Here is a 12,754-nt window from a genome sequence, read left to right as displayed (position 1 = left end):
GCTGGACTTCGATGCAAGCGTTGCGGCTCTGCAAAAACGGCGCAATGGGGTGAGGTAGAGTTTCCAACCCGCAACTGAACTTGCCCAAAAACGCGCTGAAAATCTCGTAATGAAGTTTATGTTAAGGTAATCTCCAGATCCCTTCGTCCTGAACCACCCGGGATTCTGAAAGAAGCTTCTCCAGATGCGCCGCGGCATTTCGTTCGGCGGCCATTGCAATATGCGGGTCAGATTTTTTGTAAACAGAAGTGGCGATATTCTGGAGCGAGTCGGAGGTACTTGAGAGGTACGCGAGAATCTCCGACTCACGACGCATCCGGTTGGCGAGCAACCGTTTGACGTACGGTCCCGGGTCCCGGAGTACAGGTCCGTGACCCGGCAGGCTGACCTTATCGTTGCGATCGATTAGCCGCTGAAGCTGGGTGCAGTAATCGCGCATGTTGCCGTCAGGGGGACTGACTATAGAACTGTTCCAACTCATCACGTGATCGCCTGTGAAAAGTACTCCATCCGGCCTCGCGAAGCAGAGGTGATCGCTCGCATGACCAGGTGTGTGCAGGACAGTAAGACCAGCGATCACCTGCCCGTCTTTCAAAAAGCCGTCAGGTTGAAACGCATCGTCAGGAAATGCGCGCGAAACATAAACCGGCAAACCTGTACGTTCGCGCAATGCCGGCACGGCCCCGAAATGATCGGAATGGTGATGTGTCAAGAGAATTCCGGCAGGGTTGGCTCCCAAATTCTCGACGATTGCTTCGAAATGTGCACTGTCTTCTGCTGGACCGGGGTCGATAATGAACCGACCGTCAGGAGTATCAATGATATAGCTATTCGTCCCGTGATAGGTCATCTTCCCGGGATTGTTGGCAACGATCCTTAGGATTCCCTCGGCCACCTCTACGCCCTGCGCACGAGGAGGGTCAGGCTCACCGTAAAACATGTTGTTTCTTGTCATTCTTTATGACCATGTATTGATTGCGAACAATCCGTATCATGCAGCTCCGCCTCTTGCTCTTGCACAATTTCGGAAACCTCAAGCTGGTTTTCAGCGCCGGTCGAACCCGGCACTGGAACAAAGCAACGAAGCCCAGCGTTCAAACACGGCCCCGATTTTGGAACCCTGTATACAGCACCACAGCAATTGCCGCCTTGGCCAGATCTCCAAGCAGGAACGGGTAAAGCCCGGCGTTCATCAATTTTTCTCCATAGCCGATAAAGCCGCCCAGCCAGAAGAGCCCTGCGCAGTACATAAGCATGGAACCGAAAAGTACAGCGACAGTTGCTCTGAATGCAGGCTGAAACCCTCTCAACTTTTGAACCATCCATCCAGCGGCAGCCGCTGCGAGTGCGAACCCAATCAAGTATCCGCCTGTGGGGCCGGCAATATAGACCAATCCGGCCGGCGCGGGAGGCGTGCCAGCGAAAACCGGAAGGCCAAGCGCGCCTTCCAGAAGGTAGATTACTACAACAAGTCCACCGCGAACTGGACCCAGAAAAAGTCCAAGGCCCAGGACTGCTAGGGATTGGGTCGACATCGGAACCGGGTAGAAAGGAACCACGATTTTCGCGGAGAGTGTTAGAAGAATGGTGCCGATGAGTATAGTTGCGAACTCTCGGGACAGACTTGCGAGTGGTTGGCGTTGAGTAGATTCCAAATTCATTTTGTTAGTCCTTGTGTCAGTTGGTCGTTGATATGGTTTTTGTAATGGTGAGTTCACATCCGCTTGGCGACCTCTTCGAGCATGACCTCGGTGGCACCGCCGCCGATGGCCTGGACACGGGCATCGCGCGACATGCGTTCCACGGGTGTTTCCCGCATATAGCCCATACCGCCATGGAACTGGACACAGTCGTAAAGCACGCTGTTTACCAGCTCGCCACAATAGGCCTTGACCATCGATACTTCTTTGACGCAATCGCGGCCCGCGGCATCTAGTGACGCAGCGTGATAGGTAAGCTGACGTCCCGCTTCAATCCGGGTCTGGCAATCGGCCAATCGCTGGCGCACTGCCTGCTTGTCCCACAGCACACCACCGAAAGCCTTGCGCTGCTTGACGTAATCCACAGTCATTTCCAGTGCGGATTGCGCCTCGGCGCAGGCCATTGCACCCAGCACGATCCGTTCGTTCTGGAAGTTCTTCATCACCGAGTAGAAGCCCCGGTTCACCTCCCCCAGCACGTTCTCTGCCGGGATGCGCACATCCTCGAAGATCAGTTCGGCGGTGTCCGAGCACAGCCAGCCGGTCTTGTTCAGCGCCCGGCCGACAGAGAACCCCGGCGTGCCCTTTTCGACCGTGAACATGGTGATCCCGCGCGAGCCCTTGGCGTCCGGGTCGGTCTTGGCGCCGACGAAATAGATGTCGCCATGCACGCCGTTGGTGATGAACATCTTGGTGCCGTTGATCACCCAGTCCGATCCGTCCTGCACCGCGCGCGTGCGCATCCCCGCCACGTCAGACCCGGCGCCCGGTTCGGTCACGGCCACTGCGGCAATCTTTTCGCCCGAGGTGATCGAGGGCATCCAGCGCGCCTTTTGTTCGGGCGTACCGGCGTTTTCAAGATGCGGCGAGGCCATGTCGGTATGGACCAGAACCGTGGCCGAAAACCCGCCGAAGGTGGAGCGACCCGCTTCCTCGGCCAGCACGACGCTGGACATCACATTTAGCCCTGCGCCGCCATATTGCTCGTCATAGCGCATGCCCAGCACGCCCAGATCGCCCATCCGGCGCAGCACGTCACGCGGCACCATGCCATCCTTTTCCCAAGCGTCGGCCTTGGCCGTCACTTCGGTTTCGATGAAGCGGCGCAGCTGCGCGCGGATCATGTTCAGGTCCTCACTGAACGGGCCTGTGGCCGCATCAATCATGTCATGCTTGGTCATTGGATTTCCTCTGGATCGAGTTTTACAAGGGGCGCTTGCCCGGCGACGGTGTCGCCGGCGGCGCAGTAGATTTCGGCTACGATGCCCGCAAACGGGGCGACCAGGCTTTGCAGCAGTTTCATCGCCTCAAGCACCACCAGTGTATCGCCCGCCGCGACCCGATCGCCGGGCGCGACCCGCAGTTCGACCACTGCACCGGGCATCGGCGCGACAAGCAAGTCTGCCCCGCGGACCTTTCCCGAAGCGCGTTGCAGGTGTCTGTCCTCCAGCGTTTCAATGGCAAACCCGGCCATACCATCCGGCGTTGACAGAAACACCTGCCAGTGTTTTTTCGTGCGGCGCAGGTGCGCGGCGCGGGTAAAGGGCACGCCGCCAACGCGCCCTGTCAGGCGGTCGGCGGTCAGGCCGGGCGCTTCGACGGTAACAGGGGTGTCGTCCGGCAATCTGATCGTCAGATGCCTTTTATCGCCCGCCGCGCTGGTCGGGTCTTCGTCGCCCAAGGCCCAATAGAAGGCAGCGCCGGGCCGGCCTGCGGGCGCGGTCAGACGCCACGCACCTAGACCTTGCCAAGGGGTGTTCCCGGCCGTCGGGACCAGATGCAAATGCAGGGCCAGTGTGGCCAGCGCGCGGCTTTGCGCATCGGGTGCGGGGGGTGCCCACCCGTTCACAAACATCTCGACAAGCCCGGCGGTGTGATGCCGGATCGCGGCAAAGTCGGGATGAATTAACAAGGCGCGCTGAAACGCCAGGTTCAGCCCCAGCCCGCCCACGGCAAAGCCGTCGATTGCGGCCACGCTCTTGCGGATGGCCTGCGCCCGGTCCGGCGCATGGATGATCAGCTTGGCCAACATGGAATCGTAGTGATGGCCGACAGTTGAACCTTCCCCGACGCCCGTATCCAGCCGCACGCCCGAAGGCGGCACCCACAGCGTGATCCTGCCGGTTTCGGGGCGGTAATTCTCGGCCGGGTTTTCGGCGGCAACGCGCACTTCGATGGCGTGGCCTTCGAAGTGTACGTCGGGTTGCTGGAAAGTCAGCCGCTCGCCCCGCGCGATGCGCAACTGCCATTCGACCAAGTCGATTCCGGTGATCGCCTCGGTGACGGGATGTTCGACCTGAAGGCGGGTATTCATCTCAAGGAAGTAATAGGCGCGGCGCTCGGGGTCATATAAGTATTCAACCGTTCCGGCAGAGCGGTATCCGATCGCCTGTGCAAGGCGCACGGCGGCAGCGCGCATATGCTCGCGCAGATCGTCTGGCAGATTCGGCGCGGGGGCCTCTTCGATAAGCTTCTGGTGATTGCGTTGCAGCGAACAGTCCCGGTCGCCGAGATGCACCAGGTTGCCATGCGTGTCGCCTAGCACCTGCACCTCGACATGGCGGGAGCGGAGCGCATAGCGTTCCAAAAATACCGCCGGATCGCCGAACGCACCCTGCGCCTCTGCCCGGGCAGAGGCGATGGCCTTGGGCGCGTCGGCCATGTCGGTGACGAGACGCATCCCGCGTCCGCCACCGCCGGCGCTGGCCTTGACCAGGAATGGCACCCCAAGCGCGCCCGCCTCTTGCAGCAGGCGTGAATCCGATTGATCGGCACCGCGGTACCCGGGCAGCACCGGCACCCCTGCGGCCTCGGCCGCAGCCTTCGCCGCGATCTTGGACCCCATTTGAGCGATGGCATCGGGTTCCGGTCCGATAAAGACTAGCCCTGCGGCCTCGACCGCTGCCGCGAAATCCGCGTTCTCGGACAGAAAGCCATAACCGGGATGCACCGCACCCGCGCCCGTGGCGCGCGCAGCCCCCAGGATGGCCGGGACGTTCAGGTAGCTTTCAGACGCAGCCGCCGGGCCGATACAGACAGCGTGATCCGCCTCGGCTACGAAGGGCGCGTCGCGGTCGGCCTCGGAAAAGACCGCAACCGTTTCCAGACCCAGCTTGCGGCACCCGCGCTGGATGCGCCGGGCGATCTCGCCCCGGTTGGTAATCAGGACGCGGGTGAAACTCATTTCACTCTCCACGAAGGCACGCTCTTGTTGAGAAAGCTGTTGATGCCTTCAATGCCTTCCCCGGTTTCCCAGGCGTCGGCTAGACGGTCGGCGGTGTAGATCATGTTGGTTTCCAGATCGTGACTGGCGACATAAGCGATCAGTGCCTTGGTATCCGCCACCGCGCCGGGCGCTGCCTGAAGGTGATCGTGCACCACCCGTTCAACGGCGGCATCCAACGCGTCGGCGGCGACGACCTCGGTGAGGAGCCCGATCCTTTCGGCGCGCGCGCTGTCGAAGAGCGCGCCCGACAGCATGGTTTCACGCGCGTGCACCTTGCCGATGCGGGCCACCACGTAGGGCGAGATATTGGCGGGCAGCAGACCCAGTTTCACTTCGGTCAGGCCATAGCGTGCGCCTTCTGCGCCGATGGTATAGTCGCAGACCGAAATCATGCCGACGCCACCGCCATATGCCGGCCCGTTGATCCGCCCGATCAGGGGCTTTTGCAGCGTGTCCAGTCGGCGCAACAGATGCGCGAGCGTGGCGCTTTGTTCGACCCGTTCGGCGCGGGATTTTTCGACGTTTGAGGCGAACCAGTTGAAATCCCCTCCAGCGCAAAAGCTTTTGCCGGCACCGGTCAGGATCACGATGCGCACCTTGTCATCTGAAGCCAGATCCTCGACCGCGTCGAAAAGCTCGGCGATCAGATCGGCGTTCAGCGCATTGTGCTTGTCAGGGCGGTTGAGGGTTACCGTGGCAACGCCACGCGCATCGGTTTCGACAATGATGGTTTCATAACTTGTTGTCATGACATCGGCCTCACATTCTGAAGACGGGCGTGTGGCGCCCTTTCTCGGGCACCGACGAGACAATGGCCAGACACAGGCCCAGAATATCGCGGGTCTGTCCGGGCTCGATCAACCCGTCATCCCAGAGCCGCGACGTGGCGTAATACGGATCGGACTGTTCGCCATATTGGGCACGCACCTGCGCCTCGATCTGCGCAAGATCGGTCTCCATCCTTTCAGGCTCGCCGCCTTTCTGGCGGCGCAGCTCCTGCATCACGTTGGTCGCGATGTCCGCGGACATGGTGGCCAACTCCGCCATCGGCCAGGCAAAGAGGAAATTCGGTGCAAATCCGCGTCCGCACATGCCGTAATTGCCCGCTCCATAGGATCCGCCAAGCAGGACTGACAATCGCGGCACCTTGGCAACCGACATGGCATAGACAAGCTTGGCGCTGTTCTTGGCGATGCCGCCGCGCTCCGCCTCGGTCCCGACCATGAAACCCGCGATGTTGTGCAAGAACAGTAGCGGGATATTGCGCTGGTCGCACATCGAGACGAACTGCGCCCCCTTCAGCGAACTGTCCGACATCAGCGCGCCGTTGTTGGCCAGGATACCGACCCGATAGCCGTGGATCCGCCCGGTGCCGCAAACCAACGTCTCACCCCAGCCGGGCTTGAATTCGCGGAACTCGCCCGCGTCGATCATGCGCAGCAGAACCTCGCGCATGTCGTAGGGCTGCTTGCGGTCGGCGCTGATGATGCCGAGCAATTCTGACGGATCATGCGCGGGCGGCGCGGGGGCTGCGTCGGGCGGCATCGGGCGCGACTGGCCCAACTCGGCCACGATGTCGCGCATCAGCGCCAGCGCATGGTATTCGTCCTCGGCCAGATGGTCGGACACGCCCGAGACGCGCGAATGCATCTCAGCACCACCCAGCGTTTCGCCATCGGCCACTTCGTTGATCGCCACCTTGACGATAGAGGGCCCGCCCAGATGGATGCGCGCGTTGCCGCGCACCATGATGACCTCGTCCGACAGCGCGGGAATATAGGCCCCGCCTGCCGTGCAGCCGCCGAACACGGCCGATATCTGCGGCAAGCCGCTGGCCGACATGTTGGCCTGGCGATAGAAGGAATTGCCGAAATGGCGGGCATCGGGAAAGACCCGGTCCTGCTCGGGCAGATAGGCCCCGCCGCAATCCACCAGATAAAGGCAAGGCAGCCGGGTTTCCGCCGCGATTTCCTGGGCGCGGATATGCTTTTGCACCGTCTCGTGGTAAAATGATCCGCCCTTGACCGTCGCATCATTGGCTATGATCATGCAGGGCAGGCCGTGGACGATGCCGATGCCGGTCACGATCCCCGCACCAGGCACCTCGCCGCCGTATTGCCCGTAGGCCGCGAGCGACGACAGTTCCAGAAACGCCGTGCCCGGATCCACCAGCAAGTCGATCCTCTCGCGGACCAGCAGCTTGCCGCGCTTGCGGTGGCGCTCGACCATGTCGAGGCGCCCGCCCGAGGTGGCCTCGGCAAAGCGCGCGCGCAGCGTCTCGACCCGCGCGCTTTGCGCCTGGTGATTCCGCGCATAGATCTCTGATGCGGTCAGCACTGCTGTTTCAAGGCGCGCCATGGCTCAGGTCTCCTGTCTTTCAAGTATTCCGTTGAGAAACACATCGGCATAGGTGCGTGACAGCGCCTCTGCGCTGCCGCGGTGCGGATCGAACCATTCAAGCGTGGCGTTCAGCGTACCGATCAACATCAGGCGCAGGCGGCGGATGTCCACTTCGCGTTTCAGCGCGCCGTCTGCCTGAAGCCGGGACAACAGGTTGTCCCATTCGGCCTCATAGGCCCGGCGCGTGTGCAGATTGGCATCGCGGACGGATTGCGGCACCTGCCCGAAAATGCGCACATTGGCCGAGGAATAATCGCTGACGTCCAGAAGCGCGCGCAGGTGCGCCCCGATCGCTGCCCGCAGGATCGCCTCGGCGCCGGTGCCCTCGGGCAAGGCGGAAACGGCTTGGCGCATGCTCTCATGAACGACCTGAATACCTGCATCCAGAACGCGCGCGACGATCTCGTCCTTGGAGCCAAAATGGTAATATATGCTGCCCGCCTTGATTCCAGCGGCCTCGGCGATTTTTCTGAGTGACACGGACCCATAGCCCTGTTCGCGGAAGAGCCGCGCCGCAACATCCAGCACGCCATCACGCCCGACCGCCCTCCGGGGGATCTCGTTGAGCTTGCTCGCTGAGGTATTCGCCATGGGGTCTCTTTACGGTATACTGCCTAACTAACACCTGTTAGGTAATTGGTGCCGATGAGTCAATCCTCCCGAACGCGTTGGATTGGAATTTGTGGCGAATCCCGTCCGGGCAATCGTCATACGGCCGCCGGAAATGCCGGTCGCCAGCCAAGGCTCGAATACGTGGTTTGGCTGGCGTGGGTCAGATCGTGAAGCCGCCGCCGCAAATGATGTGCTGACCCGAAATGAAGTTAGATTCGGGCGTACAGAACAAATAGACCGCGCCAGCGGCCTCTTGCGGGGTGCCGACCCGGCCCAGCGGAATCATGCGCTCCATCTGGGACAAGAGATCGGGGTTCACGCCGACCTTGATTTCGCGGTCTTCCACTTTGATTGTGCTGTCGCCCGCGGCGCTGCCTTCGGTCAGCCGCGTGCGGATCGGGCCAAAGGCCACCGCGTTGACGTTGACCTTGTAACGGCCCCATTCCTTGGCCATCGTCCGGGTGACACCCAGAACACCGGCCTTGGCGGCGGCGTAGTTGATCTGGCCGGCATTACCGCCGGTCCCCGCGATGGATGAGATATTCACCACCTTGCGGAACACTTCCTGCCCTGCAGCAGCTTCTTCTTTGGCCTTGGCGCTGATCACCGGCTGGGCGGCGCGCAGAATCCTGAAGGGCGCAGTCAGGTGAACGTCGATGATCGCCTGCCACTGTTCGTCGGTCATCTTCTGAACGACGCTGTCCCAAGTATAGCCGGCATTGTTCACGATGATGTCCAGCCCGCCAAAACTGTCCACGCCCGTCTTGATGAAACGTTCGGCGAAACCGTCTTCTGTCACGCTGCCGGCGCAGACCACGGCCTCGCCGCCAACCGCACGAATGGCCTCGGCGGTCTCATTGGCCGGGTCGGCATCCAGATCGTTGACCACCACGCGCGCCCCTTCCGAGGCCAGCTTGAGCGCGATCTCGCGACCGATACCCCGGCCCGAACCGGAAACCAGCGCAACGCGCCCGTCAAGTTTTCCAGTCATGTTTTCTCCTCCCGATTGGTGCTGTCACGCTTTTTCATAAAGCGTGGTCACACAAGCCCCGCCAAGACCCAGATTATGCTGGAGCGCCAGCCGCGCGCCTTCCACCTGCCTTGCATCTGCCTGCCCGCGCAACTGCTGAACCAGTTCGGTGCATTGCGCCAGGCCGGTCGCCCCCAGCGGATGCCCCTTGGACAACAGCCCGCCCGACGGATTGGTCACGAATTTGCCGCCATAGGTGTTGTCGCCGTCATCGACGAATTTTGCCGCATCACCGCGGCGGCAAAGCCCAAGCGCCTCGTAGGTGATCAGCTCGTTATGGGCGAAACAGTCATGCAGTTCGACCACGTCCACATCCTGAGGGCCGATGCCCGCCGCCTCATAGACCTGATCGGCGGCGCGTTTGGCCATCGAATAGCCGACGACCTCGCGCATGTCATGCGCGCCGAAGGTTTCCGGGCCGTCCGTCGTCATGGCCTGAGCGGCAATGCGCACCGAGCTGTCCAGACCGTGCTTGTCGGCGAAGGCCTTGGAGCACACGATTGCCGCAGCCGCGCCACAGGTCGGTGGGCAAGCCATCAGCTTTGTCATGACGCCGGGCCAGACGACCTGTGCCGCCATCACTTCTTCCGGCGTCACTTCCTGCCGGAACAGCGCCACCGGGTTCCTGGACGCATGCCGACTGGCTTTGGCGCGGATTTTCGCGAAGGTTTCCAGCGTAGTTCCGAACTCTTCCATATGCGCTTTGCCCGCGCCGCCGAAATAGCGCAGCGCCAGCGGAATCTCCGTGTTGCCCACCAGCACGTCGGTCTCGGCGTCGAAGGACGTGAAGGGGCTGACCCGATCGTGGAACATCGCGACGATTGCGCCAGGCTGCATCTGCTCGAAGCCAAGCGCCAGAGCACATTCCACCGCACCGCTTTCAACTGCCTGACGGGCCAGGAACAGGGCCGACGAACCGGTCGAGCAGTTGTTGTTCACATTCAGAACCGGTATCCCGGTCATGCCGACGTGATACAAAGCCCGCTGGCCGCTGGTGCTGTCACCATAGACATATCCCACATAGGCCTGCTGAACCTTGTCATAATCCAGCCCCGCATCGGCAAGCGCGGCACGGGTGGCCGCAGCAGCCATCACATCATAGCTTTCGGATTTTCCTGGCTTCTGAAATGGGACCATCCCGACGCCGACGACATAGGCTTTGTCTCTCATTTCTCTCTCTCCCATGCTTGGCCCGGCCATCGTGAACGGTAAGCCATGTCAATTTCTAACACATGTTTGATTTTAGCGCTCAACCTTGATAACTGTCAACATAGCTAAACCGTGATGTAGGGAGCCTGCGTCATTTGCCAACACATGACTGATTTTCCTGACCGCGCGTTCCGCAAGCCAGCACCATTCAGGCGTTCGGGTCCCGGCATGACTGTCGATAAACGTCTGACGTCTGGTTCCGGTAACCAGTGGTACCCAACCCACCAAAAGGAGAGATAATGGCGTATTGTTACGAATTCAAAGGGTTCGTGCCCGTTGTGCCCGAGGATACATATGTCCATCCTCAGGCGGTTCTGATCGGAAATGTCATCCTGGGTCATGGATGCTATATCGGACCCGGAGCAAGCCTGCGGGGCGACTTCGGCAGGATCGTGATTGGCGACGGGGCCAATGTGCAGGACAATTGTATCATCCATTCCTTTCCCGGTCGCGACGCGATCGTTGAATCCGACGGTCATATCGGCCACGGCGCGATCCTGCACGGTTGCACAGTGGGTCGGAACGCCCTGGTCGGGATGAATGCCGTCATCATGGATGGCGTAGAGCTTGGTGCGGAATCAATCGTCGGCGCGCAGGCGTTCGTGCGGGGCGAAACGATAGTTCCACCGCGCTCGATGGTGGTCGGATCGCCGGCAAGGGTAATCCGCGACGTCACCGAGAAGGAAGTCGCTTGGAAAACACGCGGAACTGCCGAGTATCAGCAACTCGCGCGCGACTGTCTGGCCGGATTGAAGCCCGTCGAGCCGCTGAAGGCGGTAGAGACCGACAGGCCGCATATGGCCGCCTCCGACGTCGTATCCATTCAGGAGGCGCGGCAGAAGCCATCCTGACCTGTCCGGCAAACCGGACAGGTCAGGGTTCCCGCGTGCCTCAAAAGCCCCCGTTGGCATCGCCTTGACGCGGGACGGCAACTCCGTAATCCAGTGTGCCGCCCTGCCCTTCAAGCCGTCACAGCCGGAATATCCCGTAATGCGGATCGTCGATCGGCGCGTTCAGCGCAGCCGAGATCGACATGCCGAGCGCGTTGCGCGTGTCCGCCGGGTCGAGAATGCCGTCATCCCACAATTCCGAGGTCGAGGTATAGGCCTCGACATCGCGCCGGAACTTCTCCAGCACCGGGTCACGGATCGCGGCGATTTCCACTTCGGTCAGTTGCTTGCCTTCGCGTTCAAGCTGCCGGATCTTGACGTCGGCCATGGTGTTGGCGGCCTGATCCGCCCCCATTACGCCGATTTCCGCCTGCGGCCACATGAACAGCGTGCGCGCATCCCAGGCCCGCCCGCACATGCCGTAATTGCCGGCCCCGTAGGACGCATTGGCAATCACGGTGAACTTGGGCACGACCGAGCCGCCCTGCGCCATCAGCATCTTGGCGCCGTCCTTGGCGATGCCGCGTTCCTCGTATTCGCGGCCGACCATGTAGCCGGTGATGTTCTGAAAAAAGACCAGTGGCGTACGGTTCTGGTTGCATAGCTGCATGAAATGCGCCGCTTTAAGCGAGCTGTCGTTGAACAGCACCCCGTTGTTGGCGAGGATGCCCACTTTGTAGCCCCAGATGTGGGCAAAACCGCAAATCATCGTGGTTCCGTAATCCGGCTGGTATTCGTGAAACCGCGAACCGTCCACGATTCGGGCAAGAACCTCGCGCATGTCGAACTGGGTCTTCCGGTCCTTGGGGATGATCCCGTAAAGTTCCTTGGGATCGTAATAGGGCTCCTCATGCGCCGCCGTTTCGATGATGGTTTTTGGCATACGCTTCCACTGACTGACAATCTCGCGCGCCAGTGCAAAGGCGTGCTGTTCTGTGGCGGCGCGATAATCTCCCGTCCCCGAGACAGAGGTGTGCATCACCGCGCCGCCAAGTTCCTGCACGCCGACCTCTTCGCCGGTGGCCGCCTTGACCAGTGGCGGACCGCCCAGAAAGATCGCCCCGGTGCCCTCGATGATGATGTTGTAATCGCTCAGCGTCGGCACATAGGCGCCGCCCGCGGTGCAATGCCCGCCAACGATGGCAATCTGCGGGATATTGGCCTGGCTCAGCTTGACCTGGTTGCGAAACACCCGCCCGCCCAGATAGCGGTCGGGAAACACGCCGTGTTGCAGCGGCAGGAAGCCCCCGGCGCTATCGCAGATATGGACGACCGGCAAATGGTTCTCAAGCGCGACATCCAGAAGCCGCACGATCTTTTTGACGGTATGCGGATACCAGGCACCACCCTTGACGCTCGCATCGTTGGCGTGGATGGCCACCTCGCGGCCCTGCACGATGCCGATGCCCGTCACCACGGCGGCACCGGGCACGGCGCCATCATATTCGCGGCAGGCGGCCAGCGTCGAGAATTCAAGAAACGGCGTGCCCGGATCGAGCAGCAGCTTCAACCGCTCGCGCACGCCCAGTTTGTTCTGGCGTGCCAAGCGGTCGATGTCCCGTTGGGGCCGCTCGAAACGCGCCGCGTGCTGGCGAGCGTGAAACTCCTTCAGCCGTTCGGACATGGCGGCAAAATTGGCCTTGTAGTCGGCGGCATTGGTGTCGATGTGGCTTTCGATCCGGCGCAT

At 61.3% G+C, this 12,754-nt stretch carries 11 protein-coding genes; 1 reads left to right on the top strand and 10 read right to left on the bottom strand.

Going from position 1 to position 12,754, the window contains the following annotated elements; all coding sequences use genetic code 11:
• Positions 1-121: 121 nt before the first annotated feature.
• From O4H53_RS12145 to O4H53_RS12105, 9 genes are all read right to left on the bottom strand, one after another.
• A complete protein-coding gene (locus O4H53_RS12145; RefSeq protein ID WP_224557916.1) occupies positions 122-955 on the bottom strand; it encodes an MBL fold metallo-hydrolase in 834 nt (277 codons plus the stop codon).
• Between the two features lie 139 nt (positions 956-1,094).
• On the bottom strand, positions 1,095-1,661 hold the full coding sequence (locus O4H53_RS12140) for a biotin transporter BioY (RefSeq protein WP_047998012.1): 567 nt from the start codon (positions 1,659-1,661) through the stop codon (positions 1,095-1,097).
• 53 nt (positions 1,662-1,714) lie between these two features.
• Positions 1,715-2,881 (bottom strand): acyl-CoA dehydrogenase family protein, encoded by a 1,167-nt coding sequence (locus O4H53_RS12135; protein WP_047998013.1) that lies wholly within the window; start codon positions 2,879-2,881, stop codon positions 1,715-1,717.
• Complete coding sequence (locus O4H53_RS12130) at positions 2,878-4,884, bottom strand: acetyl/propionyl/methylcrotonyl-CoA carboxylase subunit alpha (protein WP_047998014.1); 2,007 nt, start codon at positions 4,882-4,884, stop codon at positions 2,878-2,880. The genes O4H53_RS12135 and O4H53_RS12130 overlap by 4 nt, the downstream gene beginning before the upstream one ends.
• A complete protein-coding gene (locus O4H53_RS12125; protein WP_047998015.1) occupies positions 4,881-5,675 on the bottom strand; it encodes a crotonase/enoyl-CoA hydratase family protein in 795 nt (264 codons plus the stop codon). Before O4H53_RS12125 ends, O4H53_RS12130 begins: the two co-directional genes overlap by 4 nt.
• A gap of 10 nt (positions 5,676-5,685) precedes the next feature.
• A complete protein-coding gene (locus tag O4H53_RS12120; protein ID WP_047998016.1) occupies positions 5,686-7,284 on the bottom strand; it encodes an acyl-CoA carboxylase subunit beta in 1,599 nt (532 codons plus the stop codon).
• Positions 7,285-7,287: 3 nt separating this feature from the next.
• Entirely contained in the window at positions 7,288-7,917 is a 630-nt protein-coding gene (locus tag O4H53_RS12115) for a TetR/AcrR family transcriptional regulator (protein ID WP_047998017.1), read from the bottom strand.
• A gap of 181 nt (positions 7,918-8,098) precedes the next feature.
• Positions 8,099-8,929, bottom strand: a complete 831-nt coding sequence (locus O4H53_RS12110) for an SDR family NAD(P)-dependent oxidoreductase (protein WP_047998018.1) — start codon at positions 8,927-8,929, stop codon at positions 8,099-8,101.
• Positions 8,930-8,953: 24 nt separating this feature from the next.
• Complete coding sequence (locus tag O4H53_RS12105; protein ID WP_047998019.1) at positions 8,954-10,138, bottom strand: lipid-transfer protein; 1,185 nt, start codon at positions 10,136-10,138, stop codon at positions 8,954-8,956.
• Between the two features lie 278 nt (positions 10,139-10,416).
• On the opposite strand from O4H53_RS12105, the gene O4H53_RS12100 reads away from it, so the two are divergent.
• Entirely contained in the window at positions 10,417-11,028 is a 612-nt protein-coding gene (locus tag O4H53_RS12100) for an acyltransferase (protein ID WP_047998020.1), read from the top strand.
• A 118-nt stretch (positions 11,029-11,146) separates the two neighbouring features.
• On the opposite strand, the gene O4H53_RS12095 is transcribed toward O4H53_RS12100, so the two are convergent.
• Positions 11,147-12,754, bottom strand: coding sequence for an acyl-CoA carboxylase subunit beta (locus O4H53_RS12095; RefSeq protein WP_047998021.1), 1,608 nt, complete (start codon positions 12,752-12,754; stop codon positions 11,147-11,149).

It is taken from the genome of Sulfitobacter sp. G21635-S1, from assembly GCF_027213915.1.
GTDB lineage: Bacteria > Pseudomonadota > Alphaproteobacteria > Rhodobacterales > Rhodobacteraceae > Sulfitobacter.
The sequence above is the reverse complement of the archived record's forward strand: the minus strand, read 5'-3'. Positions and strand labels throughout refer to the sequence as shown.